26 protein-coding genes are annotated in these 26,984 nt (G+C 69.5%); 7 read left to right on the forward strand and 19 right to left on the reverse strand.

The window, feature by feature from the left end:
- Positions 1–24 precede the first annotated feature (24 nt).
- The gene (locus ACFSL2_RS02830) at positions 25–543 is read left to right on the forward strand and encodes a DUF1877 family protein (RefSeq protein WP_377196377.1); all 519 of its coding nucleotides are present in this window, start codon (positions 25–27) and stop codon (positions 541–543) included.
- A gap of 54 nt (positions 544–597) precedes the next feature.
- Here the strand turns inward: ACFSL2_RS02830 and ACFSL2_RS02835 are convergent, their stop codons facing one another.
- The gene (locus tag ACFSL2_RS02835) at positions 598–1,053 is read right to left on the reverse strand and encodes a nuclear transport factor 2 family protein (protein ID WP_377196378.1); all 456 of its coding nucleotides are present in this window, start codon (positions 1,051–1,053) and stop codon (positions 598–600) included.
- Positions 1,054–1,173: 120 nt separating this feature from the next.
- On the opposite strand from ACFSL2_RS02835, the gene ACFSL2_RS02840 reads away from it, so the two are divergent.
- On the forward strand, positions 1,174–1,791 hold the full coding sequence (locus tag ACFSL2_RS02840; protein WP_377196379.1) for a TetR/AcrR family transcriptional regulator: 618 nt from the start codon (positions 1,174–1,176) through the stop codon (positions 1,789–1,791).
- 7 nt (positions 1,792–1,798) lie between these two features.
- On the opposite strand, the gene ACFSL2_RS02845 is transcribed toward ACFSL2_RS02840, so the two are convergent.
- Complete coding sequence (locus tag ACFSL2_RS02845) at positions 1,799–2,500, reverse strand: alpha/beta hydrolase (RefSeq protein WP_377196380.1); 702 nt, start codon at positions 2,498–2,500, stop codon at positions 1,799–1,801.
- A gap of 154 nt (positions 2,501–2,654) precedes the next feature.
- Positions 2,655–3,674: an NADP-dependent oxidoreductase gene (locus tag ACFSL2_RS02850; RefSeq protein ID WP_377196381.1), complete on the reverse strand. Its 1,020-nt coding sequence runs from the start codon at positions 3,672–3,674 to the stop codon at positions 2,655–2,657.
- A gap of 223 nt (positions 3,675–3,897) precedes the next feature.
- On the opposite strand from ACFSL2_RS02850, the gene ACFSL2_RS02855 reads away from it, so the two are divergent.
- Positions 3,898–5,082, forward strand: a complete 1,185-nt coding sequence (locus ACFSL2_RS02855; protein WP_377196382.1) for a glycoside hydrolase family 76 protein — start codon at positions 3,898–3,900, stop codon at positions 5,080–5,082.
- Positions 5,083–5,226: 144 nt separating this feature from the next.
- Here the strand turns inward: ACFSL2_RS02855 and ACFSL2_RS02860 are convergent, their stop codons facing one another.
- From ACFSL2_RS02860 to ACFSL2_RS02915, 12 genes are all read right to left on the reverse strand, one after another.
- Entirely contained in the window at positions 5,227–5,970 is a 744-nt protein-coding gene (locus ACFSL2_RS02860) for a GolD/DthD family dehydrogenase (RefSeq protein WP_377196383.1), read from the reverse strand.
- Between the two features lie 2 nt (positions 5,971–5,972).
- Positions 5,973–6,434, reverse strand: a complete 462-nt coding sequence (locus ACFSL2_RS02865; protein ID WP_377196384.1) for a ribose-5-phosphate isomerase — start codon at positions 6,432–6,434, stop codon at positions 5,973–5,975.
- On the reverse strand, positions 6,431–8,158 hold the full coding sequence (locus tag ACFSL2_RS02870; protein ID WP_377196385.1) for a dihydroxyacetone kinase family protein: 1,728 nt from the start codon (positions 8,156–8,158) through the stop codon (positions 6,431–6,433). Before ACFSL2_RS02870 ends, ACFSL2_RS02865 begins: the two co-directional genes overlap by 4 nt.
- A 9-nt stretch (positions 8,159–8,167) precedes the next feature.
- Positions 8,168–9,217 carry a substrate-binding domain-containing protein gene (locus ACFSL2_RS02875; protein WP_377196386.1) on the reverse strand — a complete coding sequence of 350 codons (1,050 nt, stop codon included), beginning with the start codon at positions 9,215–9,217 and terminating at the stop codon, positions 8,168–8,170.
- A gap of 56 nt (positions 9,218–9,273) precedes the next feature.
- A complete protein-coding gene (locus ACFSL2_RS02880; protein WP_377196387.1) occupies positions 9,274–10,266 on the reverse strand; it encodes an ABC transporter permease in 993 nt (330 codons plus the stop codon).
- On the reverse strand, positions 10,263–11,828 hold the full coding sequence (locus ACFSL2_RS02885; protein ID WP_377196388.1) for a sugar ABC transporter ATP-binding protein: 1,566 nt from the start codon (positions 11,826–11,828) through the stop codon (positions 10,263–10,265). Before ACFSL2_RS02885 ends, ACFSL2_RS02880 begins: the two co-directional genes overlap by 4 nt.
- Before the next feature lie 224 nt (positions 11,829–12,052).
- Positions 12,053–13,450 carry a xylulokinase gene (locus tag ACFSL2_RS02890; protein ID WP_377196389.1) on the reverse strand — a complete coding sequence of 466 codons (1,398 nt, stop codon included), beginning with the start codon at positions 13,448–13,450 and terminating at the stop codon, positions 12,053–12,055.
- Positions 13,451–13,457: 7 nt separating this feature from the next.
- The gene (locus tag ACFSL2_RS02895; protein WP_377196390.1) at positions 13,458–14,393 is read right to left on the reverse strand and encodes a sugar-binding transcriptional regulator; all 936 of its coding nucleotides are present in this window, start codon (positions 14,391–14,393) and stop codon (positions 13,458–13,460) included.
- Positions 14,394–14,520: 127 nt separating this feature from the next.
- Entirely contained in the window at positions 14,521–15,726 is a 1,206-nt protein-coding gene (locus ACFSL2_RS02900; protein WP_377196391.1) for a cation:proton antiporter, read from the reverse strand.
- A 3-nt stretch (positions 15,727–15,729) separates the two neighbouring features.
- On the reverse strand, positions 15,730–16,215 hold the full coding sequence (locus ACFSL2_RS02905; protein WP_377196392.1) for a cation:proton antiporter regulatory subunit: 486 nt from the start codon (positions 16,213–16,215) through the stop codon (positions 15,730–15,732).
- 155 nt (positions 16,216–16,370) lie between these two features.
- Positions 16,371–17,252 carry an alpha/beta fold hydrolase gene (locus tag ACFSL2_RS02910; protein WP_377196393.1) on the reverse strand — a complete coding sequence of 294 codons (882 nt, stop codon included), beginning with the start codon at positions 17,250–17,252 and terminating at the stop codon, positions 16,371–16,373.
- Between the two features lie 78 nt (positions 17,253–17,330).
- The gene (locus ACFSL2_RS02915; protein WP_377196394.1) at positions 17,331–17,900 is read right to left on the reverse strand and encodes a small multidrug efflux protein; all 570 of its coding nucleotides are present in this window, start codon (positions 17,898–17,900) and stop codon (positions 17,331–17,333) included.
- 195 nt (positions 17,901–18,095) lie between these two features.
- Between ACFSL2_RS02915 and ACFSL2_RS02920 the strand changes: the two genes are divergently transcribed.
- The gene (locus ACFSL2_RS02920) at positions 18,096–18,737 is read left to right on the forward strand and encodes a hypothetical protein (RefSeq protein ID WP_377196395.1); all 642 of its coding nucleotides are present in this window, start codon (positions 18,096–18,098) and stop codon (positions 18,735–18,737) included.
- Positions 18,738–18,832: 95 nt separating this feature from the next.
- Here ACFSL2_RS02920 and ACFSL2_RS02925 read toward each other — a convergent pair whose 3' ends face one another.
- A complete protein-coding gene (locus tag ACFSL2_RS02925) occupies positions 18,833–19,804 on the reverse strand; it encodes an alpha/beta hydrolase family protein (RefSeq protein WP_377196396.1) in 972 nt (323 codons plus the stop codon).
- Positions 19,805–19,990: 186 nt separating this feature from the next.
- Between ACFSL2_RS02925 and ACFSL2_RS02930 the strand changes: the two genes are divergently transcribed.
- Positions 19,991–20,524, forward strand: a complete 534-nt coding sequence (locus ACFSL2_RS02930; RefSeq protein WP_377196397.1) for a TetR/AcrR family transcriptional regulator — start codon at positions 19,991–19,993, stop codon at positions 20,522–20,524.
- Positions 20,525–20,527: 3 nt separating this feature from the next.
- Here the strand turns inward: ACFSL2_RS02930 and ACFSL2_RS02935 are convergent, their stop codons facing one another.
- Both ACFSL2_RS02935 and ACFSL2_RS02940 read right to left on the reverse strand, forming a co-directional pair.
- A complete protein-coding gene (locus tag ACFSL2_RS02935; RefSeq protein WP_377196398.1) occupies positions 20,528–21,325 on the reverse strand; it encodes a MerR family transcriptional regulator in 798 nt (265 codons plus the stop codon).
- A gap of 181 nt (positions 21,326–21,506) precedes the next feature.
- A complete protein-coding gene (locus tag ACFSL2_RS02940) occupies positions 21,507–24,311 on the reverse strand; it encodes an ATP-binding protein (protein ID WP_377196399.1) in 2,805 nt (934 codons plus the stop codon).
- A gap of 147 nt (positions 24,312–24,458) precedes the next feature.
- On the opposite strand from ACFSL2_RS02940, the gene ACFSL2_RS02945 reads away from it, so the two are divergent.
- A complete protein-coding gene (locus tag ACFSL2_RS02945) occupies positions 24,459–25,301 on the forward strand; it encodes an alpha/beta fold hydrolase (protein WP_377196400.1) in 843 nt (280 codons plus the stop codon).
- Positions 25,302–25,372: 71 nt separating this feature from the next.
- Here the strand turns inward: ACFSL2_RS02945 and ACFSL2_RS02950 are convergent, their stop codons facing one another.
- Positions 25,373–26,203 carry an AraC family transcriptional regulator gene (locus tag ACFSL2_RS02950; protein WP_377196401.1) on the reverse strand — a complete coding sequence of 277 codons (831 nt, stop codon included), beginning with the start codon at positions 26,201–26,203 and terminating at the stop codon, positions 25,373–25,375.
- Positions 26,204–26,226: 23 nt separating this feature from the next.
- Here ACFSL2_RS02950 and ACFSL2_RS02955 point away from each other — a divergent pair, with 23 nt between their 5' ends.
- Positions 26,227–26,913 carry an SDR family NAD(P)-dependent oxidoreductase gene (locus ACFSL2_RS02955; RefSeq protein ID WP_377196402.1) on the forward strand — a complete coding sequence of 229 codons (687 nt, stop codon included), beginning with the start codon at positions 26,227–26,229 and terminating at the stop codon, positions 26,911–26,913.
- Positions 26,914–26,984: the final 71 nt, after the last annotated feature.

The following is a 26,984-nucleotide window of genomic DNA, read 5'->3' on the forward strand; positions in this document are numbered from 1 at the left end:
TGGCTTCTGGAAGGGGTTCCGCGCATGATGAATTCTGAGCTATGCCTTGTCGAGGTCAGCGGATCCGAAATGACGGGCGGCATCGACGTCCTGGAACCGATATTCGCCGCCGTGCGAGACGGCGTGTCGGAACGCCTGTCGTGCGGTTTCGGCAATTCATGGCCGACGCTGAATCTCTTCCTGACCGGTGAGCAGTATGCGACCTCTCCGCCGCTCGGTCATGCGGTTCTTGGTGGCGCGATCATCGAGCTCAGCGAGCCGATGCAACTTCTCGTGCTACTCGAGTCGCGGGAAGCGGTCACGGTTCGGGACGAGCTGAACCAGGTAACGTTTGAGCAGTTGCTTGTCCGTAACGGCGAGCGCGTCGTCGGCCAGTTCGAGGACTCCTACCCTGATGACGCTATGCGCGAACTTGCGGAAGCAGTCCCTGGTCGTGTCCTGGCATCCATGCGTGAAGGGCTCAGTGCCCTCCAGGAATTCTATGGTGGGGTCAGGGTCGAGAAGGGATTCTGCGTGGCAAAGCGTCTCTATGGGCATTTGTAACGTGCTGACTTTGGTGTTGGTCGGTCTGGGCCGCCCCCATTGCTCGCAACGACCTCAGGAGGCCTGCGCGAGCAGGTGGGTGTTCTCCTGGTAGGAGGCGGTGAGCTTGACCCTGCTGAATCGCCAGCCGTTCTCGGTGCGCACCACGTCGTTGTCGTAGAAGCCGACGACGAGCCACCGGTTCGGTCCGCCGCCGGCCACCCGGTCAGGCACCCAGTGCTCCGCACGCACGTGCGCGTGGGCTCGCGCGCTGTCGCCGTCGACGTCGACGACATGGCCGGTGATCGCATGGTGTGTCGCGACGAACGGATTGAAGGACCCACGGAGCAGCTGGGCGTAGTCGTCGAGGGGCGTCTCCGTGGGTGGAACGTCCGCGACGGACTGGAAGTCGGCGGTGAACGGGTCGGTGTGGACGAGGCGGGGCAGCTCGTCGAAGTTCTTCGTGTCTGCGATGTCGGCGTAGCGGCCAAAGAGCTCGATGATCTCGGCGCGGTCAGATTCCAGGGTCATGAGCGGGACGTCCTCTTCCGTGTCAGGGGCGTCGAAGTCAGTGGTGTCGAAGCCATGGCACGAACGTAGCCACTGACAACATTGTTGTCAACGACTACTTTACTCGAGTACTGTGTCGCCATGAACGATCAGTCTGAGCAGTGGCGGTACCACCACGGGGATCTTCGGGCTGCTCTGCTCGATGCGGCGGAACGAAGCGTGCGCGCGCACGGTGCTGCCCAGCTGTCGCTACGAGATCTGGCCCGGGAGGTGGGAGTCAGCCATGCGGCTCCACGCAGACACTTCGCCGACCGGCAGGAGCTGCTCGACGCGCTGGCGGAAGCCGGGTTCACCCGGTTGGGTGAGAGCATTCGGCGCGCCGTGGAGCAGACGGGGGAGGGGTTCGCAGCGCGCACGCGTCACGCGGTGTCGGCGTTCGCCCATTTCGCGACCGAGAACCCGGCGTTGCTGGAGCTGATGAACTCGACCAAGCACCAGGGCGCACCGAGCACCGCACGCGCTGCCGAGGCGGCGTTCGAGCCGATCGTCGAGCTGATCCGCGAGGGCCAGACCCAGAACGTTCTCGAAGCCGGCGAGCCGGAAGAGCTCGGGCTCATCCTCTACGCCACCGTCAACGGCATCACCATGCTCGTCAGTACGAACATGGTTCCCGCCGAGCGGCTCGACGAGCTCACCGACACCGCGGTGCGCCAGTTCCTCCGCGGGGCAGCGGGAGAGGCCCACAGCCAGGCGAGGTGATCACCGGCTACAGCAGGGCTTGCAGCTGTTCGACGACGACGTCGGGACGCGAGATGAACGGGTGATGCCCGGTCGGCACCTCGACGGAACGGGTCGCGCGGGCCGCGTGGACCCGCTGCAGCTCGACCGACGTGCTGCGGTCCTGGGCGCACACGATGTACGTCGAGTCGACCCCCTTCCAGCCGGCAGCGCTGGACGGTGTCATCAGTGCAGCGGCCGCCTGCGGCGCTACCCGCGCCCATGCCTCGCGTCGGGTCGCTTCGTCCGCGTCCTGGAGGAACCGTTCGCCGAACGAGGTCGCGTCGTAGCCGGTGACGCTCAGCGTGCCGTCGCCGTTGTCGCCGATCGCCACCGGGTCGCTCTCGCCGCTCATGATCGCTGCCTGTGACTGTCCGACGTCGGGGAGATAGGACGACACGTAGAGCAGGTGCGAGATGGCGGGATGCTGACCGGCCTCGGCGATGACGGTGCCGCCGTAGGAATGCCCGACGACGATCGCCTCGTCCACGTCGTCGAGCTCGGCGCGTAGCGCTGCCGCGTCGGCGACCAGGCCACCATCGACCTGTTCCGGCGTCGTCTCGCCGCAGGACGGCAGCGCGACGGCTCGGCTACGCAGGCCGGTGCGTTCCTGGAGCAGGTCCGCGGTCCGCTGCCACCACCACTGCCCGTCCCGCACCAACGCACCGTGGACAAAGATCAGCTCCGTCATGTGTGTCCTCCCATGTGTCCAGACCATACCGACGCCCTGACCGCCGGGCGGTTGAATCTGCTGACAGCAGCACGTCGGAGCAGAGGCTCTGTGGCTCCTTCGTTGTCGTGCGCCGAACTGGCCGGTCCCCGCCGCGCACGTCCAGCCGGGTTGGCTACGGTTCCAGCTCGATGACGACCTTCCCGAGCGCGTGCCCACCTTCGATCCGGTCGAAGGCGGCGGGTGCGTCGGTGAAGTCGAAGTGGCTGTCGATCGTGACGTCGAGAGCATCGCGGTCGACGAGATCGGCGAGGGTCCGCAGGTCCGCGCCGTCGGGCCGCATGGAGAGTCGCTGATAGGTGATCGAACGGCCGCGGGCGCGGCGACGGATCGGCGCGGTGAGGACGGACAGGGCGGCGTCCAGCGCAAACCCGCGCCAGGCGGGCATGTCGTAGTCGTGGCGGATGGATCCGGGGGTCGGCGTCGCGGCGACCGAGACGAGCCTGCCCCCGGCCTCGACGCGCCCGAGGAGCGATCGGAGGTTTGCGCCGGGCACGAGGTCCAAGAGCTTCGTGTACGTGCCCGGGATCTCGTGGTCCGGGTGCTGGCGGTAGTCGAAGACCCGAGCCGCTCCCAGGGCGCGCAGTGCCGCGGTGTTGCGGGCGGAGGCCGTCGTGGCCACGTGCGCACCTGTCGCCGCGGCGATCTGGATCGCGAACATGCCGACCATGCTGCTGCCGGCGGTGATGAGTACGGTGTCGTCCGCGGTGACCGCGAGTGCACGCGTGACAGCCTGGAGCGCGGTGGTTCCCGCCAGGGGAACGGCTGCTGCGGTCGTGAAGCTGGCCGTCCGGGGCATGTGCGCGACGAGCTCCGCACGGATCGCGACGCGTTCGGCGAGAGCTCCGAGCCGGCCCTTGTCGGAACGCGCGAAGACCCGGTCGCCGATCTGGAAACCGGCGACGTCTGCGCCGACCGCTGAGACCGTGCCGGCGAACTCGTTCCCTGGTACGAAAGGGACTCGCAGCGGGCTCGTGAACCGGAACGCGCCACGGCGTTGCAGGATGTCGACGGGGTTCAGCCCGATCGCGCGTACCTCGACGACCAGCTCCCCGGGTGCTGCCCCCGGATCCGGCCGCTGAGTGAGTCGTAGTACCTCAGGGCCCCCGTAGGCGATGTACTCATACCCTCTCACTCTTGCCGCGCCCTGAGGCGGGGGAGCGTGTCGGTGGCCACACACGCATGGTGCCGCAGCGTGTGCCGGGCGGCAAGGGGTCGACGACCGTTGACCGGTTCTGTCCGTGTCGCTAGCCTGGCCGCGGCGTTCAGGACGCTGCGTACTGATCCGGAATGACAGCGCTGACATCCGCCGCCGTCGAACCGGTAGGCGGCCGCACCACCGAACGAGGGAGCGAACGATGAGGTTCACCAGAGTTGCCGCTACGGTCGTCGCGCTGGCCTGCGCACTCGGGGCGGCGGCGGCCCCCGCCGGCGCGCAGAACGGTGGCGCCTCCGCGGCGTCGCAGCGTGCGCAGGTGCAGCGGGCGGTCGCGTCGTACGACGCGTTGCAGGAGTACATGGCCGCGGGCGACGGCTCCGGCCTCTATCGCGAGCGGTACCCGAGCGGGGCCGAGGACCGCGCCTACTCGTTCGAGTGGCCGCACTCCCAGGCGCACGTCGCGACGCTCGACCTCACCGGGCTGCCCGGGTCGCTGGGGCGGTCGTTCGAGGACGACCTCGCGGACGTCGCCCGCGGGCAGGAGCACTTCTGGAATGCCGGGGGCGGCACCACCGGGCTGCCCGGCTACGACTCGTACCCGCGTGCCCCGTACGGCGGTGGCGGCGACATGTTCTACGACGACAACGAGTGGGTCGCGCTCGCCAAGGTGCAGCAGCATCTGGCGACCGGCGACGAGGCCGCGCTGAGGCGCGCCGAGGAGATCTTCGAGCTCGTGGTCTCCGGATGGGACACCGACCCGTCGCACCCGGCGCCCGGCGGCGTGTTCTGGACCCAGGCCGACTGGAGCAGCGACCGCAACACCGTCTCCACGATGCCCGGCGCGCAGCTCGCCACCCGCCTGTTCATGATCACGGGGGAGCAGCACTACCTCGACTGGGCGCAGCGGATGGTGGAGTGGACCGACGAGCACCTGCTCGCGCCGAACGGCCTGTACTGGGACAACATCAAGCTCGACGGGTCCATCGACCGTACGCAGTGGTCGTACAACCAGGGCGTCCCGTTGGGCACGTTCACCCTGCTGTACGAGGCGACGGGCGACGAGCGCTACCTGGAGAAGGCGGAGGCGGTCGCGGCGGCGTCCTACCGCTACTACGTCACCGAGGGGCGGCTGGCCGGCCAGCCGATGTTCTTCAACTCCATCTGGTTCAAGAACCTCCTGCTGCTGGAGTCCGTGACCGGCGGCACGACGTACCGGGACGCCATGGCGGACTACGCCGACCACCAGTGGCGCGCGGAGCGGGACCCCGCGACCGGGCTGTTCAACGCCGGGAACGAGCACACCGAGCTGCTTGAGCAGGCGGCGATGGTCCAGATCTACGCCACCCTCGCCTGGCCGCGCGAGCAGGCGTCCATCCTGTACTGACACCGGGCGGCCACTGACACCTGGCGGCCACTGACACCTGGCGGCGAGCGACCTCGGCGGCCGAGGCAGAAGGGCGGGCACACCGCCCTTCTGCCTCGACGCGGCCACCCGCTCGTGGCCGACCAGCGGCCGGCCACGAGACGGTCAGACGGTGGTGAACCCGCCGTCGATGAGGTAGTTGCTGCCGGTGATCATGGCGGCGTCGTCCCCGGCGAGGAACGCCACGAGCGCGGCCACCTCCGCCGGCTGGGCGAACCGGCCGACGGGAATCTCCGCCTTGGCCTTCTCTCCCTTCTCGCCGGCCCAGGCCGCCTTGCCGAGGGGGGTCTCGACGACCGTGGGAGACACGGCGTTGACGGTCACGCCGCTCCGTGCCCACTCGCGCGAGAGCACGTGGGTGAGGCCGATGATGCCGGCCTTGCTCGCGCTGTACGCGGCGTGCTGGTCGAGCCCGATGACCGCGGCCTGCGACGCGAGGTTGACGATGCGGCCGTAGCCCGCCTCGAGCATCTCCCGTGCGGCGGCCTGCGCCATGTAGAAGGTGCCGCTGAGGTTGACGTCCAGCGTCAGCTGCCAGCGGTCGGCCGGGACGTCGACGGCAGGGTCGAGGAGCGCGAGCCCGGCGGAGTTCACGAGGATGTGCGGCGTGCCGACGCGCGCGACCGTCTCTGTGATCGTCTCGGTCGCGGCATCCGGCGCGGTCAGGTTCTTGACGATCCCGAGGTGCCCCGTGCCGGCGAGCTGGGCGGGAAGGTCGAGCACGCTGTCGTTGAGGTCGACGCCGACGATGCGGGCGCCGCGCTCGGCCAGATGCTGGGCGACGGTGTAACCGATGCCGCTGGCGGCGCCGGTGATGACGGCGATGCGGCCGTCGAAGGGGGACTCCATGGTTATGCCTCGTATTCCTCGATCGCGCGGACCTTTGCCCCCGAAGCGGTCTCCGGGTCGAACGTGTAGCCGAGCCATTCCTTGGCGAGTCGGCGTGCGAGCTCCAGGCCGATGACGCGTTCGCCGAGGCAGAGCACCTGGGCGTCGTTCGACAGCACGGCGCGCTCGACGGAGAAGGAGTCGTGGGCGGTGACCGCGCGGATCCCGGGAACCTTGTTCGCGGCGATCGCGACGCCGAGGCCGGTGCCGCAGACGAGCAGGGCCCGGTCGGCCTTCCCGGCCGCGATGAGCCGGGCGGCCTCGACGGCGATGTGGGGGTAGGCGGTGTGGCCGTCCGTCGCTACGCCGACGTCCACGACGGACGCGACGCGGGCGTCGGCCCCGAGGTCCTTCTTGAGGGCCTCCTTGTAGCGGTAGCCGGCGTCGTCCGCGCCGACGACCAGACGAAGCGTGGTGTCGCTCATCGGGCGTTCCTTTCTGCCAGTGGGTGGGGGGTCTGGAGAGCGCTCAGGGCGTCGACGACCAGCGCGAACGAGGTCGCGCCCGCGTCCGGGGTCCCGATGCTCTTGTCCGCGAGCGGCCGGGCACGTCCCTTCTTCGGAGCGAGGGGCGCGGTCGCGGCCGCGGCGTCCTTCGCGGCGTCGGCGGCGGATCGCCAGGCGACGTCGAGAGGCTCGCCGTCGGCCAGTGCGGCGCGGAGCGTCTCGCGGAACGGGACCGCCGCGTCGATGAGCGTCTTGTCGCCCACCTGCGCCTGGCCCAGCTCGAGGACGGCGTGGACGAAGGCGTCGACGGCGCGGGCGGCGTCGGCGGCGTCGTACCGGTCGGCGGTGTCACCGAGCGCGCTGCCCGCGGCCTCGAGGCCGGCGCCCCACAGCACGCCCGACGTGCCGCCCGCCTCGGCGGCCCAGGCGCGGCCCGCACTGCGCAGCAGCCAGCCAGGGCCGGCGGCGTCGAGCGGTTGCGTGGCGCGGACCGCCGCATCGGCGCCCTTGACCATGCCGCGGCCGTGGTCCCCGTCGCCGGCGATCGCGTCGATGCGCCCGAGCTCGTCCTCGTGCGTCCCGAGCACGTCCTGCAGCTCCCGCAGCCCCGTCGCGACCAAGGGAGCGATCCGGGTGGCCGCCGCGCTGGGCTTCGGAGCCGTGGTCTCGCCGTCGGACGAGTCGCCGATGACGGCCGGGCGCAGCTCCTTGATCGCGGCGCGGTGCTTCCGGTAGCCGGGCGCATAGGCGTCCGCCCGCCAGGTGGACTCCAGCTCGTCGTCCAACCACGTGAGAGTGAGTGAGCAGCCGCCCATGTCGAGGCTGGTCACGAGTTCACCGACCTCCGGCTCGACGGGGACGAGGCCGGCGCCGTCGAGCAGCTGTCGGATCTCGTGCCAGAGCAGGAACAGCTCCTCGTACTTGGTCGTCCCCAGGCCGTTGACGATCACGGCGACGCGTTCGCCTGCCGTGTCGGGCCGGTCGGCGAGGATGCCGTCGAGCAGCATGCGTGCGAGGTCGCGTGCGGGCACCAGCGAGGCGTCGCGGATGCCGGGTTCGCCGTGGATGCCGAGGCCGACGCCCATGTGGCGGTCGGGCACGACGAACAGCGGGTCGTGGGCGCCCGGCATGGTGCAGCCCGAGAAGGCGACCCCGAACGTCCGCGTGGCGTCGTTCGCGGCCCGGCCGACACGCTCGACCTCGTCGATGTCCGCGCCGGCCGCGGCCGCGGCGCCGAGCGCCTTGAAGACGACGAAGTCACCGGCGATGCCGCGCCGCTCGTCCCGGTCGGGTGACGATGCGACGTCATCCGTCACGAGCACGATGCGGGTGTCGATGCCCTCCTGGCGCAGTCGCTCGGCGGCGATGCCGAAGTTCATCACGTCGCCCGCGTAGTTGCCGAAGGTGAGGATCACGCCGCGGCCCTGGTCGGCGGCCTTCGCGACGGAGTAGACCTGGGTCGCGGAGGGGGACGTGAAGATGTTCCCGACGACGGCGCCCGCGGCGAACCCGGGGCCCACCAGGCCCGCGAACGCGGGGTAGTGTCCTGATCCGCCGCCGACGACGACGGCGACGACCGGCTCGGGGCCGCGGTGGCTGATCACTCCGCCGGGAACTCCGCGAAGGCGGTCCGCGTAGAGGTCGACGAACCCGGCGAGCTGCTCCTCCGCGAACTCGGCTGGGTCGTTGTAGAGGGTTGTCATCGGTGCTCCTTAGCGGGTCTGTCCGGGCAGGCCCTCGTACGCGATGTTCCCGGCGTCGAGGTTCTCGTCGATCAGTGCGGGCAGCTCCTGGAGGAACGCCTCGCGCTCGGTGACGACGTTGGTCATGGCGTCCTCGACGTTCTCCGCGGTGACCGCCGGCATCGTGTACACGTGCTCGGTGTCCACGTCCTCGCCGCGCGCGACGCGGGCGGCGACGGCGAGACCCGTGGCGAGCTCGACCGTGCCGTGCTGGAGCGACGTGCCGATCAGGTCCCCGGACTCGACGGCGCGGAGGCCGTCCTCGATGCCGTCGATGCCGACCACCGGTACGTCCTCGATGCCGGCCTCGCGCAGAGCCTGGATGGCGCCGAGGGCCATGTCGTCGTTCTGCGAGATGACGCCGTCGATGTCGTCACCGAACGCGGAGATCCAGTTCCGCGTGCGGTTGACGGCCTCGTCACGGCTCCAGTTCGCGGTGTCGTGCGCCAGCACCTCGATGCCCGGGTTCTCCGCCAGGACGCTGTCGATGCCCTCGCGGCGATCGAGCTGCGGTGAGGAGCCGAGCGGGCCCTCGAGGATGACGACGTTGCCCTCACCGCCCAGCGCATCGACCATCTGGGTCGCCTCCTGCGCGCCCGCGCCGACGTCGTCGGGCTGCACGCTCGCGGCGACCTCGACCCCGGAGAGGGACGTGTTCACGGCGACCACCGGAATGTCCTGGGCCCGGGCAGCCTCGACCTGCGGCCCGAGCGCGTCGGCCTGCACCGGGACGATGATGATCGCGTCGACCCCCGCACTGATGTACTGGTCGACCTGGTTGGCCTGCGTGGAGACGTCGCCGCCGGCCGAGTTCCACTGCAGGGCGATGTCGTTGGCGGAGGCATAGGCCTCCATGCCCTCGCGTCCCTGGGTGATGAACGACGACATGTCGTAGACGGTGACGCCGACGGTGACGGTGTCCGCCCCTGCGTTCGGGTCACCGGCGCCGCAGCCGGTCAGGGAGAAGGCCATGCCGACGGCGACCGAGGCCGAGGCGATGGTGGTGAGCGTGTGCTTCATGGTGCTGTGTCCTTCGTCGTTGAGGGGATTCGTACGGAATGCATCCGGGTACCCGGCTACTTGCGTCGTTTCGCGGCCCACACGTCGACGGCGACGGCGGCGACGATGATCACGCCCTTGATCACGTTCTGCCAGTAGGCAGGGACGAGGAGCAGGTCGAGACCGTTGTTGATGGTCTGGATCAGGAGCAGTCCGATCGCGGTGCCCCAGACCGTCCCGCGGCCACCCATGAGGCTCGCGCCGCCGATCACGACCGCGGCGATGGCGTCGAGCTCGTAGCCCTGCCCGAGGTTCGGGGCGCCGGTGATGACACGGGACGACAGCATGAGGCCGGAAAGTCCGGCGAGGAGCCCGCTGATGACGTAGACGCTGAACAGGATCCCCTTGGACCGCACGCCGGCGATCTCCGCGGCGAGGCGGTTGCCGCCGAGCGCGTAGACCCGCAGCCCGTACGCGGTGCGCCGCATGATGAACGCGAACGCCAGGATCGCGACGATCATGAGGAGGACGGGGATGGTGATGCCGCCGACGCTGGTGTTCGCGAAGACCCCGTAGGACGACGGCAGGCCGTTGATCGGCGCGCCGTTCCCGATGACGTACGCGACGCCGGAGGCGAGCGTGAGCATGCCGAGGGTGGCGATGAACGGCGGCACGTTCAGCCGGCTCACGACCAGACCGTTGATGGCACCGGCGACGAGACCGGCGAGCACGGCGGCGCCCAGGGGGTACAGCGGGTTGTCGCCCATGTTCTTCGCGCTCCAGGCCGCGGCCATGGCGCTCGCCGCGATGACGCTGCCGACCGAGAGGTCGATGCCGCCGGTCAGGATCACCAGTGTCTGTCCGAGCGCGATGAGCGCGAACGGCGCGGCCGCGACGAGGATCGTCATCAGGTTGTCGGGGGTCGCGAACCGGGCGCTGCGGTAGGCGAAGAAGGCGATGATCGCCACCATGACCACGATCATGATGTGCCGGACGAGAAAGTTACCGACCGTGCCGGCCCAGTCACGTGCAGCGTGCGTCGTCGCGACGTCCGCACTGGAGGTTGTCATGATGCGTTCTCCTCGAGGATGAGATGGGTGTGCGCCTCCTGGCCGGAGGCGAGGCGGAAGATGACGTCCTGGACGTCGGCCGACGAGAGCTCCGCGCGCGTCAGCGAGCCGGCGACCGTGTGGTCGCGCATCACGAGCGCACGGTGCGAGAGCGACAGGATCTCCGGCATGTCGCTGGAGGCCATGACCACGGCCATGCCCTGGTCCGCGAGCTCGGCGATGATGCGGTAGATCTCGGTGCGGGCGCCGACGTCCACGCCCCGCGTCGGTTCGTCGAGGAGGAGCGCGTCGACGGTGCCGGTCAGCCAGCGGCCGAGGACCACCTTCTGCTGGTTCCCGCCGGACAGGTTCTCCATGCGCTGGCCGAGCCCGTCGCTCTTGAGGTTCATCGAGCTCATCGCCGTGCCGATCGCGTCCGTCCGTCGGCGGTCCGCGAGCAGCCCGTACCGGGAGAAGGCGGCGACACGCGGCAGCGTCGCGTTGTCCAGCACGCTCATCGACAGCACGGCACCGGCTCCCTTGCGGTCCTCGGGCACGATCGCGACGTTGCGGCCGATGGCCGACCGGGGGTCGCCCGGCCGGAGCAGCGAGCCGGCGACCGCGACCGTGCCCGCGAGCGGGCGCCGGATCCCGTAGATGCACTCGAGGAGCTCGGTGCGTCCGGCGCCGACCAGGCCGGCCAGGCCGAGGATCTCTCCTCGGCGCACGCTGAAGGTGACGGGTGCGGCGCCGGGGCTCACGACCACGTCGGTGACCTGCAGGACGACCTCGTCGCCGTGGGGCGGCAGCTCGGGAAAGAGGTTCTCGAGCTCGCGGCCGATCATCGCGGTGACGATCTCGTCGTCGGTGATGGTCGTCAGGTCCGCGTCCGCGACGAGCCCTCCGTCGCGCAGCACGACCACCCGGTCCGCCATCGCGCGGATCTCTTCCATCTTGTGGGACGTGAACAGTACGGCGACGCCCTGGTCGCGGAGGTTTCTGACCACCTCCGCCAGCCGGGCGACCTCCCGTTCCGCGATCGCGCTGGTCGGCTCGTCGAGCAGCAGCACGCGCGCCCCACGGCTCGTTGCCTTGATGATCTCGATGATCTGGCGGACACCGACCGGGAGCGAGCCCATGACGGTTCGCGGGTCGACGTCCAGCCCGAAGCCGGCGAGGTTCGTCCGCGTCTCGGCGATCATGGCCCGGCGGTCCAGCGTGCGCAGCGGTGTGCGCAGCTCTCTGCCGATGAACAGGTTCTCGTACACGGTCAGCTCGGGGATCGAGGCGAGCTCCTGGGGCACGATCGCCACGCCGAGATCGGCGGCGGCCCGGATGTTGCCGGACGGCAGCGACTGCCCCCGTACCTCGACGGCGCCGGCCGTCGGCCGGTACTGGCCGGAGGCGATCTTCATCAGTGTCGACTTGCCTGCGCCGTTCTCGCCGGCCAGGGCTGTGACCGATCCCGGTCGTAGCTGCAGGTCGATGCCCTTGAGGACGGGCACGCCGCCGAAGGCCATCTCGACGCCGCGGCACCGCAGCATCGGCATCTCAGGGGAGTCATCCACCACGGTGTCGGACAACGTCGGCTCCTTAGTTCGTGACATCGCCGGCACTGGCGATATCGCGACGATAAAGTGCGCGACAGCAGAATGCAAGAGCACCTGCTCATGTGAGCAGTGCGCAACAGTGAGCGGCGCTGCGCACGCAAGGGCGCATCGAGGGCGCGTCGAAAGGGTGTCGAGGGCGCGGGCGTGCGGAAACGTCGCGGACGGCCCGTGCCGTACGCGAGATGGTGGACCTCGGGCTATCGCGGCGTGGCGAGCTTCTGGGTCAGGCCGGCGTACCGGGTGCGCACCGCGGCCGTCCAGCCCCTGTCGTCCGACGGCGTCTCGGCGGAGGTGAGCGGGACGCCCCACGACGGAAGCTCGCCGGTCAGGGCCCAGGCTGCCTGCCGGGCCGCTCCGAATGCCGCGTGCTCGCGCTGCTCGGGCCACAGGACGGGTCGGCCGAGCAGGTCGGAGATGGTGGCCCGCAGCTCCCGCGAGCGTGATCCGCCACCGACGACGAGCACCCGCCGGGGCTCGCCGAACGAGGCGATCAGGGCGTCGACGGCATCGGCGATCGCACAGCCCAGGCCGAGCAGTGCCGCGCGAGCAAAGGTCGCGGGGTTCAGGGACGACCGGGAGAGCCCTTCGAACGCGCCCGCGCCGCGAGGTACGCGTGGGTTGCGCTCACCGTCCAGGTACGGAGCACAGAGGGCGCCGCCGGCGTCCGGCGGTGCGGAGCGGGCGAGCTCGTCGAGCCGCGTGAGGCTGACGCCGAGCAGCCCCGCCGTCGCGGCGAGCACCCGGGCACCGTTGAGCATCGCGACGATCGGGATATGGCCTGCTCTGGCGTCCGCCATGCTGTCGATGTAGCCGTTCACGTCGTGCGCGGGGGAGCGGGACCGCATCGACACGGTGGCGCTGGTGCCGATCGAGATCACCACGTCACCGAACTCGGTCTCGAGGCCGAGGTGCGTGGCGGCGTTGTCACCGCACCCGGCGCCGACGACGAGTCCGGAGTCCGTTGTCCCCGCGCTCCCGTGGGGCGCGAGGATCTCGGGAACGTTCACGTCGTGTCCGAGGCTGTGGGTGATCAGCGCGTGGTCGTAGGCACCGGCCTTCACCGACCAGTAGCCGGTCGCCGAGGCGTCCGACCGGTCTGTCGCCATCCTGTCGCTCGCCGCTCCGAGGAGCTTCCACGTGAGCCAGTCGTGCGGAAGGGTCACGCTGCTGACCTGCCGCGCCCGGGACGGTTCGTGCTCACGAAGCCAGCGCAGCTTGCTGACGGGGTGTGCCGCGTCCGGCAGCAGGCCCACCGCGTCCAGCCAGGTCTGGTCGCCCAGCTCGCCCCGCAGCCGGTCCGCGGCATCGATAGCGCGCAGGTCGTTCCACAGGATGGCGTCGCGTACGGGTACGCCGCCGCGATCCAGGAAGATCGTCGAGTGCTGCTGCGCCGTGATGCTGACGGCCGCGGCGCCGGTCGCCCGGTCCGCGCCGACGCCCTCGAACGCGGACCACCAGTGGTCCGGCGAGACCTCCGTGCCGTCGGGGTGGGGGCGTGCGGCCGATCGTTCCAGCTCGCCCGTGACGGAGTCGACGACGACCAGCTTCGTCTGCTGGGTTGACGAATCGACTCCGGCGACCAGTCGTCTCGGCATGTTGGTCCTATCCGCCCAGGAGTCGGCTAGCCGTGTAGGAGTCGGTGACGAGCCCGGTCAGCAGCCGAGCGGTGAGCACCGCTCGGATCGCGCGGGTCTTGGTCGGACCGCCTGCGATGGCGATCCGGGACTGGATCGAGCGCAGCTGCTCGTCGGTGACGGCGACGCAGCGCTCGTCCAGGTCGTGAACCACCTCTCCGGAATCGGTGACGAGCGTGGCCGCGATCTCCGCGACGACCCCGCGGCGCAGGAGCCGCGCGCGGTCCTGGTCCGTGATGGCCGGGTTCATCATCATGAGCGAGTTCGGCGGATCCCAGGAGCCGATGGCGCACAGGGCGACGGTGACCTCGTCGAACATCTCCACGGCGGCGGTCACGCCCGGCTGCCGGAGCACGCCGCGCGCGGTCTGTGCGTCGCTCATCACCAGCGAGGCGTAGATCGGCCAGGGCTGGACGTCGGGGAAGCTCGCCAGGCGGCGGATCACCTCGAGCCCGCTCTCCTGGATCGGCCCGGCGACACCGGCGAGCTGCACCACCACCCGGCAGGGGAGCCCTCTGATCTCGCGCGCCATCGCGTTGAGCGTGCGTCCCGACGTCAGCCCGAGGATGTCCTCCGGGCCGACCAGCTCGTCGATGAAGCTGGCGGCTGAGGTGCCGAGTGCGGCCTGCGCGGCCGCGTCGGAGTCGAACGGCACATCGACGGCGATCGCATGGTCCAGCCCATAGCGGTTCTTGAGCTCCATGGACAGGTCGAGGTCCACCCCGGGCGTACTCACGATCTCGAACCGAATGATTCCGCGCGACACCGCCTCGTCCAGCATCCGCCCGACCTTGAACCGGCTGAGCCCCGTCTCGTTGGCGATCTCGACGCGCGACTTGCCGTTCACGTAATGCTCCCGCGCGACGTGCGCGAGCTGGACGCTCGACGGCTGACTTGCACTCACCACGGTCTCCTTCGCCTGCGTCTGCCGCGTCGTGTCCGACCCGCCTGCTCAGAATAGTGCGCGAGCGCTACTCTGAGCGCATCCGGGGTGAGTTCCGTCCTTCGTCCGCGGCTTCTCGACGGGGAGATCACACCACGTGTTCGACATCCGTTGTGGACCTCAGCCGGCGGGCGCGGAGTTTCTTGCGGTGTCTGGTCGAGATCGGATCGGCCAGGCGCGGTGCGAGTGGTCCGAGTGCGGCCAGGATCAGCACGTAGGCGGCGGCCATCGAGCCCAGCTGCGGATCAAGCCCGGCCGACACCCCGAGGCCGGCGATGACGATGGAGAACTCTCCACGGGGAAGGAGCAGCAACCCGGCCCGCAACCGGCCGGTGAAGGCCGAGCCGGCCTGGCGGGCCGCCCACCAGCCGGTGGCGAACTTCGTACCGACCGTCAGCACGGCGAGACCTGCGGCCGCGGCGAGCACAGGAGGCAGGGACTGCGGATCGGTCTGGAGGCCGAAGTTGACGAAGAAGATGGCCGCGAACAGGTTCTTGAGCGGGTTCAGGATGCGCTCCGCCTGGTGGGAGACCTCACCCGACAAGGCGATGCCGACGAAGAAGGCGCCGACGGCGGCCGAGACGTGGACCTGTTCGGCGAGGCCGGCGACGACCAGGATGACGCCGAGGACCTTGAGCATGAGGATCTCGTCGCTGGGCGAGGCGAGGAACCGCGAGAGGACGCTGCCCCCGCGGGAGGCGACCAGGAAGGCGGCGCCGACGGCGAGCAGCGCCAGCGCGAGACCCCATGCGGCCTGCGCGAACGCCAGCCCGGCAAGGATCGTGGTGACGATCGGAAGATAGATCGCCATGACGAGGTCCTCGGCCACGAGCAGCGAGAGTACGGTCGGCGCCTCGCGGTTACCGAGCCAGCCCAGATCGGTCATGACCTTGGCGATGATGCCCGAGGAGGAGATGTAGGTGACACCACCGAACACGACCGCGGCCAGCGGACCCCACCCGAGCAGCAGAGCGCAGAGTGCACCAGGCGTGGCGTTCAGGAGCAGGTCGACGATCGCTCCCCGCCACGAGGTGCGCATGGTGCCGACCAGCTCGCGGGGCGTGTACTCCAGGCCGATCGTGAACAGGAGCAGGACGATGCCGATCTCGGCCCCGATGTCGAGGAACTCGGTGATCTCCCCGAGATCGTGGATGCCTCCGACTCCGAACGCCAGCCCTCCGAGCAGGTAGAGCGGGATGGCTGAGATCCCGAAGCGACCGGCGACCGCGCCCAGGACGCCCAGGCCCAGGATGACCAGCCCGAGCTGCAGAAAGACCTCGACGAGGTGGTGCAAGGTCTACTCGAGTCCGCGCAGGATGCGGCTGACCTTGGTGACTGCCTCCTCGGTGCCGATCGTCACCAGGCGGTCGCCGACGTGCAGGATCGCCGACGGCGAGGGCCCGGTCTCGACGCCCGAGTCGCGGATGATCGCCACGACGGAGGCGCCGGTGCGGGTACGCGCCCGGGTGTCACCGAGGGGCCGGCCCGCATAGGGGCTGGTCGCGTCGACCAGAAGCTGCCGTGACACGAGGTTGTCGATCTCGTGATGCAGCCGGTTGAGCTTCTCGATGACGCGGGCGCCACCAAGCAGCTCGCCCATGGACCCGGACTCGTCGGCGTCGAGGTTGATGCACTCGAGGGCGGAGTCGGGGTCGTCGGGGTCGTAGAGGATGAAGTCGCGGCGCCCATCGCGGTGGGCGACGACACCCAGGCGTACTCCTCGTTTGGTCTCGAACTCGAACCGGACACCGATCCCGGGTAGCTCGGTACGCTCAACGTCCACGGTCAGTCCCTCCATTCGTCTGTGTGTCGGGCGGGCCGCAAGGCAGCAGCACACTGCTCGCCCGTGGCTGGGAGTCTGTCATCGTCGCCTGATCCTTCCGGTCGGGAGCGCGAGAGGCGTCGTGCCGGGTGGTCCCGGTCGTCGTAGTGCAGGGCTCAGCGCAGGGGCACGGTCCGGTCCGACAGCGTCTCGAGCTTCTCGCCCAGGCTGCCGATCGCCAACGAGAGGTGGCCCTGCCCGGGCTTCAGATGAACCTGCGCCGTGGGCAGGCGTTCGGCCAGCCACCGGCCGTGGGTGACCGGGACCATCTGGTCCGCGGTGCCGTGCCACAGCTCGACGGGTGCCGTGACGGCGTCGAGGTCGAAGCCCCATGGGCTGGTGAGCGCGGCCAGGTCCGCGACCCAGCCCTCGTCCCCTCCCGACAAGCCATGGTCCATGTTGACCGCGTTGTCCGCGCCGTACTCGGCGGTCAGCACCGCCAGGTCCACCGGCGGCAGCAAGGACGCCATCTCGGCCGCGACGTCTGACGAGGCGTGGCCCCGGACCGCCGAGGCCATCTGTCCCACGAGCTCGTGCACCGCTGGTTCCCCCTGTCCGGCGGTCCCGAACTGTGCGACGTTCTGGGCACCCATGCCGGCGACGTAGTCGAGGCCCCTGGCGTCGAATGGCGCGAACGAAGCGACGACCAGTACCCCCTCGACGTTCGCAGGAGCAACCGCCGCGCTGGCCAGCGCATGTGGTCCACCGGCGGACCAGCCGACAACCAGGTAGCGCTCGACGCCGAGACGGCTGAGCAGGAAGGCGCAGTCGGCAGCGGTGTCGGCGACGCTCCGACCGGTGGCGGGGCTTGATGCGCCGTACCCTGCCCGCGAGTACGTGATCACCCGGAACCCGCGCGCCGTCATCGAGCCAAGGACCGTGTCCATCGGGACGGCCGAGCCCGGCATGCCGTGGTGGAACAGGACGACCGGTCCTGTGCTCGGTCCTCGTACCTCGTACTCGAGATCCCGCCCGTCGGGCAGTCGCAACAGTTGCACTGGAGTCTCCGTCACTGGTTGAGATCGAACAGAAAGCCGTCCGGGTCGCCGCGCACCGACAAGGCCGCATTCAGCGGTTCAGACGGGAACGACGAGTTGCAGCGCGAGCCACGACGAGATGGTCGCCACGACCGTCCAGAGAACGATCGCGACTGCCTGCCAGAACAGTACCCACGCTCGCGGGGTCCCTCCGGCGACGAGCATCGCGGACGTGAACTGGGTCGGGATGGCGAGCGGGCCGAGAATGCTCGCGCCAGGAACACCGAACCGGACCAGCCACTTCTTGAAGCGTCGGCGGCCCTTTGACTCGGGCTTGGCAGGCGTTGTCCGAGCGAGGTCTGCCGACGACTCGGGAACTCCCGCAGCCCCCACGCCCGCTCCGACACGGCTCGCGCGGCGGTGGACGACGGCTGCGCGCGCCCTCGAGGTGAGGAGCACGACGAGGAGAACGCAGAGAAAGTTTCCTGAAGCTGCGGCGATGCCTGCCACGATGGGGTTGAGGCCGCCGACGACACCGATCATCGCTGCCACCTCGCCCTCGATGAACGGAATCGCGCCGGCGAGCAGCACGACGACAGGTTGAATGGCCTCGGGAACCTGTCCCACGAGATCTTGGAAGCCGTTGACGAGTTGCTCCAGGGGGTTCATGGCAGGGTTCCTTGTGGTTGCTGGCTGCGGATTCCGAGTCATCTCGGCTCGCCCCCCAGTAGAGACCGTGTCCTTGGAACAGGGTCAACTCGTCACCCCTGCTGAGCCCGGTCTCGTTCATCGGGTGGACAACGGGTAGTAACCGCGCGGTGGCGCGGGTCCCATACCGTCGCAACACCATCTTCAGGAGGCGACATGGGTACTGAACCAGGTACTGCGCGGGCGCTCGCCCACAAGCTCTCGCACGGAATCGACCCGGATGCCCTCGGTAGGGATGCCCTCGGAGCCGACATCGCACGGGCTGCCGAGGTGCCCGGCCCACGGCTACTCGAGGCGGGCTGCGTGCGCGCCGCATACGAAGCAATCGCAGCGGCGGGAGAGCGCGCCGACGCGCCGGACGGCGCGACGTTCGTCTCGCTTCGAGCCGGCGCAAGGGCTGCCGCCGACGCGGCTCGCGTCGCCGACGAGATCGGGGCAGGGGCGGGTGGAGCACTGCGCGCCGCGGCCCGGGCCTGGTACCCGTACGCCGTCGAGAGCGAGAGCAGGTCGTGGGAAGCCGGGCTGAAGGCATTCAGCGAGACCTGCGACGACAACGCCGACGCGGACCAGGGCCTCGTCGTGCGGGCTGTCGAGGCGGCAGGTGCGGCAGCGGGACGTGATGACACCGCGACGGGGCGTGCGATACGCGTCTTCGCTGATGAGCTGAAGGGCAGTGCCTCGGCCGGGGAGGACCTGCTGACGGCGTGGAGCGGCGCCGTTCGCCACACGGCCGAGGCGGCACCCGACCCGGTCTTCCAGACCGTCGTCGACGCGGTGCACGGTGTGCTGACCCGGTAGGAGGTGCGAAGAGCTGATGGGGCTCGCAGGCAGGGGCGGGCCAGCGGCGACTCGCCGAAGGTGGAGCCAGATTCGCCAGGGGCCGGACACCCGACTCAGAGCATCTTGCTGTCGATGCGGCCGAGTTCCGCACCGGCCTCGGCCAGCGTCGCGGTGGCCTTGGCCCACCCGGCGTCGGTCGGGTCCATCGCGCTGCGCAGGTAGGCGGTGGTCAGTCGTTGCAGGACCGCGACCCGTTCGGGGTTCTCGTCGGTGGTCTCTGCGGCCTCCCAGCTCGGGATGCCACCGAGCGAGTGCTCGGCGCCGAACAGGGTCAGCAGGTCCGTGGCGCCCGGGCTGTGGGCGTAGGCGTCGGTGAACCAGTCCGGGCCGCGGCTGGACATCTTCGACCGGTCGTGGTCGCCGGCTACCACGAGCGTGGGCGTGATCAGCTCGGCGAACGACGGGCTCATGAAGGGGAAGTGCTCCTGGGCGAACGGGTGCAGCTCCTGGCCGCCGATCCCGGTGGCGGCCAGGAGTACTCCGGCCATGACACGCCGATCCGCGAAGTCCTGACCGACCTGGCCGGTGCTGTCGAGGACGCGGGCGCCGAGCAGCATCTGCACGGTTTGTGCGCCCCAGGAGTGCCCGGCCGCGACGATCCGTTCCCGGTCGACCCGCCCGGCGAGGCCTGGCACGGTCTGTTCGATCGACTCGAGCTGGTCCATGATCCGTAGGAGGTCGGCGTGCCGTTCGGTCCAGACCTGGCCGAACCGGGGGTGGTCGAAGCCGATGCCGTCGCGACGGGAGTCCAGGTGTGTCGGTTGGACGACCACGAACCCACGAGACGCCCAGAAGGCCGTCAGGGGCGCGTACCCGTCGAGCGACCAGCCGTTGCCGTGCGAGAACAGCAGAACCGGCAGAGTCTGGCCGTTCGCCGGGGCGGAGACCCGGACGTCGAGCGGGAGTGGTCGGCCCGGGGCATCCAGGCGCACCGGGGCGGTAGAGACCACTCGGTCGCCGAACCCCACGATGTCGTCGAGGGCGTGGATGATCGGGGTGTCGGTCCGTGGGGGAGTACCGCTCATGGGAGATCACTGGTCCTTGTGTTCGAGGTCTCCGTCGGTGACAATAGAAGCGGAGCGCCGCTCCGAAACGATACGGAGCGTTGCTCCGCTTGGCAAGTATCACCGAAGGCTCCCATGACGACACCTGGCCCCACCGGCTCGACAGCTCGCCCGAAACGCGTCGATGCGAGGCGCAACGAACAGGCCTTGCTGGACGCTGCCGCTGCTGTTTTCGTGACGGACGGCGTGGATGCGCCGGTCCGACTGATCGCCGAGCGCGCCGGGGTGGGCATGGGAACGATCTACCGGCACTTCCCGACGCGCCCGGCGCTGGTGGCAGCCGTCTATCAGCACCAGGTGGAAGCGCTGGCCGAAGCCGGTCCGGCTCTCCTGCGCGAGGCAGGCGACCCCGGAGCCGCCCTGCAGCGATGGGCCGCGGGCTTCGTTGATTTCCTCGTGACCAAGCACGGTCTCGCAGGGGCGCTCGGGTCGGACACGGAAGGCGTGAACACGTTGCACCAGTACTTCGTCGACCGCCTCGTGCCGGTGTGCGACGAACTGCTGGACGCCGCGCTCGAACCGGACGCCCCCGGACGAGTGACCGGGTACATGCTCATGCGCGGTATCGGCAACCTCTGCATCGGCGGCGCCAACGACTCCCACTACGACGCCGCCCGCCTGGCCGCACTGCTGGTGGCAGGAGTGCTGACCGGAGAGCGGTACGACGACGATCTCCGGTGAGGATCACTGAGGCCGCGGGGATGCAACCAGGGTGTGCCTCCGAACAGGAGGCACGCCCTGTCCGGCTTTCCGGGGGCTTGCGGTGTGCTGCTGTGCGCGCAACGCGACATCGGCCCGTCGAAGGACGTCTCGCTGAGCGCGGCTGTAGAGCGCGGCCAACGTCTCGCTGAAGACTTGCTCCGAGAAGCGCGGGCCGGATGGCGCGTGTGCGCCGGTCTCGGTCGGCTCGAACCAGACGGTGGAGCGCCAGTGCACACCACTCTCCGCGAGCTTCTCCGCGAGGTCTTCCCGGGTCAGCTCGCTCGCGCCGGATGTCAGCGTGTGGAGCCGATCTCGCACCTCGGCCGATTCTGCTGAGACCATCAGTCGAAGACGCGAGAGGGCGGCAGGCGGGTAGATCCGCGTGCAGACATGGATGAGAGCACGATCCGACTCGGTCAGCCGTGCGCCGACCGCCTCGAAGCCTGGCGGCGTGTCGGCCGGGGCACCTGCGTGGAGTAGTGCCGCGATACCGGCTCGTGACCGACGGAAGCGCTCGATCTCCTCCCGTAGCACCGTGTCTGCCCTGCGCAGCGCGTCCGTCGCACTGCTTCCGCTCGTCGTGCCGATCTGCGCGAGCGGGAGGCCCAGCCCGGCGAGTCTGCGCAGTCGCAGGAGGCTTACCAGATCGCGGACGCCGTACTGCTTGTAGCCGTTGTACGTACGCGGAGGCTCATCCAGAAGCCCGAGCGTGTGGTAATGCCGTATGGCGTTCACGGTCGTGCCCGCGAGATCTGCCAGTTCGCGCGTGCTCCATGTCATGACGACATGCTCGCGCTCGAGGCGAGGTCGTCGCGTCCGTAGAAATTACGGAACCCGTACTGAATTGATCGGTACTCAGTGACCCGCGTCCGGTCGCCGACGACGCGGTCGCCGGCCAACCCGAGGTCGTCGTCCCGGGGCGACGCCGTTCACGAGCGACGGTTCTCCACACCGAGGGCGATCACGGCAGCGGGACCTGCCTCAGCTCGCGGCGGGACTTGATTCCCAGCTTCCGGTAGATGCTGCGCAGGTGCGATTCGACCGTGCGTGGGCTCAGGAACAACTGTGCGCCGACCTCCCGCGAGGTTGCGCCGGCGGTCACATGCCTCGCCACCTGCAGTTCCTGGGCCGTCAGTGCATCGGTCGACTGGGTCATCATGTGCTTGCGCGGGCGCTCGCCCGTGGCACGCAGCTCACTGGCTGCCCGAGCGGCGAAAGCTTCCGCGCCCATGCCCGAGAGGAGGTCGTGAGCGGTTCCGAGCTCGTCGCGAGCATCCTGACGCCGTCCTTCGCGACGCAGCCACTCTCCGTAGACGAGATGCGCCCGCGCGGCCTCGCCGGCGATCCGCGACGCGTGCAGCTGCGAGATCGCTTCACGATAGTGCGCCTCGGCAGAGGAGTCAGCGATCGTCAGCGCCCGCGAACGTGCTTCCAGACCGCGCGCCCAGGATGTGTCGCACGCTGCGGCCCGGGCAGTCAGTCGTTCGAGCACGCTCCCGGCGTGGTCCGGGTCGCCCGCACGCACGGACGCCTCGATCAGTTCGGAGAGGCCGACCGTGCTCAACGACAGGTCGAGACCGGCACATGTCGTCTCCGCAGCACGCTGCGCCTTTGCGTACTCGCCCCGTGCGTTGTAGAGCACGGCCATCGCGTACTCCGCCAGACCGACCTCCGCACCGCTCGCGGGATGGCCCGGATCCCGCAGCGTGACGCCGTGCAGCCGGATCGAGGTCGCCCGGTCGCCGCCCCATGCGGCGAGTATGGTCTCGGAGTGACGGCTGGGTAGGGCACCCGTGGCCTCTGCGATGGTGGTCGACTGGGCGATGAGCTCACGCGCGCGCGCGAGCTCGCCGCTGATGACCAGCACGTTGGCATGCAGATTCAGCGCCGCAGGGAGCACGGCGAGTGCGCCGGCCGCACGCGCGGAGCGGACGTAGTTCTCGGAGATTTCGTGGGCGAGCTCATCATCGAGAATCCCGACGGCGACCCGGCCAGCCAAGTCGTGGACGATACCGATGGTGCTCTTGCCAGGGAACCCCAGGCCGGACCGGGGCTGATCCTCCTGGACGCCGTTCTCCCGCGTGGCGTCGCACAACGATTCCAGCGCCTCCCGCAGTGCGGGGACACCCTCGGAGAAGTCGCGCACCATCGTGGTGGCGAGTCCGACGAGCAATCTGTCCACGGGTCGCGTAGCTCTCTCGATCGCGGGGTCGTCGAGCGTCGCGCGGGCGATGGCCCGCCCGAGCGGATCGCCGTAGATCATCGCCAGGTCGAGCGCGTCGAGGCGGATCTCGCGGGCCGGCTCCGGATCGTTCCGGGCTACGAGCTCGGCGGCTTCCGAGAGCATCGCCGGCGCGTCTCGATGCCGTGTCAGGTGGTACACGATCTGCGAGCGCAACAGCGCCACCCGGGCACGCTGCAGCGTGTCGAGCGAACCGGTCTCGGCCGTTGCGAGGAGAGCGAGCGCAGGCTCCGGCGCACCGGCCTCACGCAGCGCGTGTGCTGCTTCCAGCGCTCGTCGTGCGCGGTCAGCGGGATCTGGTGTCAATTCCGTCGATCGCTGAAGAAACGCTCCCGCGGCCGCGTGACCGCCGCGCGCACGTGCCCTCGCCGCCGATCGCTCCAGCTCGGCTGCGATCTGTTCGTCGGGTCCGGACGTCGCCTGAGCGGCATGCCACGCCCGGCGGTCGGGTTCGAGCGTGGGCTCGGTGGCGGCTGCCAGGGCGGCGTGCGCGCGCCGGCGATCCGCATGCCCGGCGGCGCGATAGACGGCCGAGCGGACCAGAGGATGCCGAAAGCGCACCCGAGTGCCGATCTCGATCAATCCGGCAGATTCCGCGGGTACCGCCGACCCCGGATCGATGCCGGCGCGGGCGCCGGCGCGTCCGAGCAGGGACGGGTCACCTGTCGGGTCCGCGGCAGCGATCAGCAGCAGCATCCGGGTCTCGTCGGGCAGCCCGGCGGCCCGGTTCTGGAACTCCGTCTCCACACGAGCGGGAGTGTCCGAGATGTCGGGGAGCTGGAAGCCGCCGGCGAGTCGCAGGGGCTGCGAGTGCGAGGGAAGTTCGAGCAGCGCGAGCGGATTGCCGCGAGCCTCGGCGATGATCCGATCCCGCACGTCGCCGTCCAGCGGCGCCGAGAGGGCCGAGTCCAGCAGTTCCCGGGCATCCGCCTCACTCAGTCCGTTCAGGCGTAGCTCAGGTAGGCCGGCGAAGACGGCATGGCCGTCACCGTTGTCGCGGACGCCGAACACCATCGCCACCCGTTCCGCACCGACGCGGCGCGCGACGAAGGCGAGCACCTCGGCCGAGGCACGGTCCAGCCACTGGGCGTCGTCGACGAGACACAGCAAGCCGCTTCTCTCGGCGGCGTCGGAGAAGAGACCGAGGACTGCCAGGCCCACGATGAACTTGTCGGGGGCGGGACCTGCCTCGCGGCCGAGCGCGACCGACAAGGCCAGCCGCTGCGGTTCCGGCAATGTGGGCATCTGATCGAGCAGCGGAGCGCACATCTGGTACAGCCCCGCATAAGCGAACTGCGTCTCCGCTTCGACGCCCGTCGACGTCTCGATGCGGAACCTGAGCGCCTCGGCACTGGTGCGCAGATGGTCCAAGAGCGCGGTCTTGCCGATACCCGCCTCGCCGTGGACCACGAGGGCGCCGCTGTTCCCGGCCTTCGCCTCGCCCAACAGCTGCTCGACCTGGCGGCGCTCCGCGTGTCGGCCCAGAAGTGTCGACAGTTTCGCTCTCCTCCGGAGTCGCCCCACCGAACTGAACTATGTGCTGACAACTGTCATTATGTCGACTCAGGCGCGGCTGGCGTCTGGCAGGCGGGCTTGACCGTGTTGTTACCACACAGTGTCTGCTGACGATCAGGGGTCGGCACCCGCCGGCCGGGGCTGAGAGGTCAGATCATGGGATACATCGCCGTCGGCGAAGAGAACAGCACGCCGATCGAGCTCTACTACGAGGACCAGGGGTCCGGGCAGCCTGTCGTGCTGATCCACGGATATCCGCTGAACGGTCACAGCTGGGAGAAGCAGACGCAGGAACTCCTCTCCGCAGGGTATCGGGTGATCACGTACGACCGTCGAGGATTCGGGCAGTCCTCGAAGGTCGGCTCGGGGTACGACTACGACACGTTCTCGGCAGACCTGAGCACGCTGCTCGAGACCCTGGACCTGCGGGATGTGGTCCTGATCGGATTCTCGATGGGCACCGGCGAGCTCGCCAGGTACGTGTCGCGCTACGGGCACGAGCGGGTCGCGAAGCTGGCGTTCCTCGCCTCGCTGGAACCGTTCCTGGTGCAGCGTGACGACAACCCGGATGGGCTGCCGCAGGCGGGATTCGACGAGATCGCCGCGGCCGCGAAAGCCGATCGGTACGCGTGGTTCACACAGTTCTACAAGAACTTCTACAACCTGGAGGAAACGCTCGGGTCACGGATCAGCGAGGAGACCGTGGCCGGCAGCTGGAACGTCGCGATCCAGAGCGCCCCCGTTGCGGCGTACGCCGTCGTCCCGTCATGGCTCGAAGACTTCCGCAGTGACGTGGAGGCTGTTCGCGCCGCGGGAAAGCCGACCCTGATCCTGCACGGGACGAAGGACAACATCCTGCCCATCGACGCCACGGCCCGCCGGTTCCACGCGGCTCTCCCGGAGGCCGACTACGTCGAGATCGAGGATGCCCCCCACGGCCTGCTGTGGACCCACGCCGACGAGGTCAACGGTGCGCTCAAGGACTTCCTCGCCCGATGAATGACACCCGCCGTCATGCGTCTCTTGCTCTGTTCCCCGTGGCTCGGTGGCACCGGCCCGGTAGATGACGCTCACTGTTGAACGGGAGATGCCGGCTCCGGCTTCCGTGCCTGGTTGCGGAACTTTGCGGGCGATGAGCCGACCACCCGCCGGAACGCGGTGCTGAACGCGCTCTCGGACTGGTAGCCCGTGGCTCGTGCGAGCTCGGAGATCGAGAGCGTGTCGTGGGCGAGGGCGTCGCGGGCGAGGTTCATGCGCCATTGGATCAGGTACTCCAGGGGCGGGACCCCGACGTGGCTCTTGAAGGTCTGTGCAAATGCGGAACGCGACATGTGGCTGATCTCCGCGAGCTCCTTGAGACTCCAGGAGCGGGCCACGTCCGCGTGCACGGCCCGCAGGGCGGTACCGATGCCGTCGTCGGTCAGGGCGCCGAGCCAGCCGGTGGGCCGGTCTGTCTGGCCGGCGTGAGCGCGCAGCATGTGCACGAGCAGCACCTGCGCGAGGTGGTTCTGCACCAGCGGGCTGCCCGCGGCGACGACCCCGACCTCGGTCGCCAGCAGTGCGATCAACTGCCCGAGTTCCAGGCCGCGAGGGTCAGCCGCGCGGACGATCACGAGCGGCGGCAGAAGATCGGTCAGGAGCGTCGCGTTGCTGTCGTCGAACGCGATGTGCCCGACGCAGAGGTAGAGGTCGTCCTCGGACTCCTCGCCGATCCGCACCAGCCCGTCGTCGGCTCCCGCCAACACCGGCTTCGCAGGGCGCGGGCTCGCGTCGAGTGTGCTGGCCAGCACGTAGGGCGGCGGGTTGCCCAGCATGAAGGTGTCACCTTCCCGCAGGAGCACCCGCTCGTGCCCTTCGAGGATCAACCAGCACGAGCCGCGCACGAGGCCGCCGATTCGCACGTGCAAGAACGAGTCGAAGCGCAATGCCCACTCGTGCGCACGAGGGTGCGTATGTATTCGTCACGGGGCGACGTGCGGTCGAGCTGGAGGCCGCTGTCAAGACCATCGGGGCGGATCGGGCCACGGGAGTGGCGGGCGATATCTCGAAGCTGGAGGATCTGGACCGCCTCTATGACGTCGTCCGGGCGCGGGGCGAGGGGCTGGACGTGCTGGTGGCGAACGCGGCGATCGGTGCGTTCGTGACACTGGAGCAGACCACCGAGGAGCACTTCGACCAGCATTTCGGGATCAACGTCCGGGGAACGCTGTTCACGGTGCAGAAGGCGCTGCCGCTGCTCAACGAGGGGGCATCGGTGATCCTGACCGGTTCCACGGCCGCCGACCGCGGCATGGAGGCCTTCGGCGCCTATTCCGCGTCGAAGGCGGCGGTGCGGTCGTTCGCGCGGACGTGGTCTACCGAGCTCAAGGGCCGGGGCATTCGCGTCAACGTGGTCTCGCCGGCGTGGATCGAGACCCCCGGAGGCACCGCCGCCTTCGGCGACGAGGAGGCCGCCCGGGCCATGAAGGACCACGTCGCCGCGACGGTGCCCAAGGGCCGGATGGGGCAGCCCGAGGAGGCTGCCGCGGTGGTGGCGTTCCTGGCCTCGGAGCAGAGCAGCTATGTCGTCGGCTCGAACCTCTACGTCGACGGTGGCACCAACCAGATCTGAGCTCGGCGCGGCCATGGTTCCCGGGTGCGGGACGAGATCGTTCCGCACCCGGATGGCCGCCACCCGTGCCA

This window comes from Promicromonospora aerolata, from assembly GCF_042682255.1.
GTDB lineage: Bacteria > Actinomycetota > Actinomycetes > Actinomycetales > Cellulomonadaceae > Promicromonospora > Promicromonospora aerolata.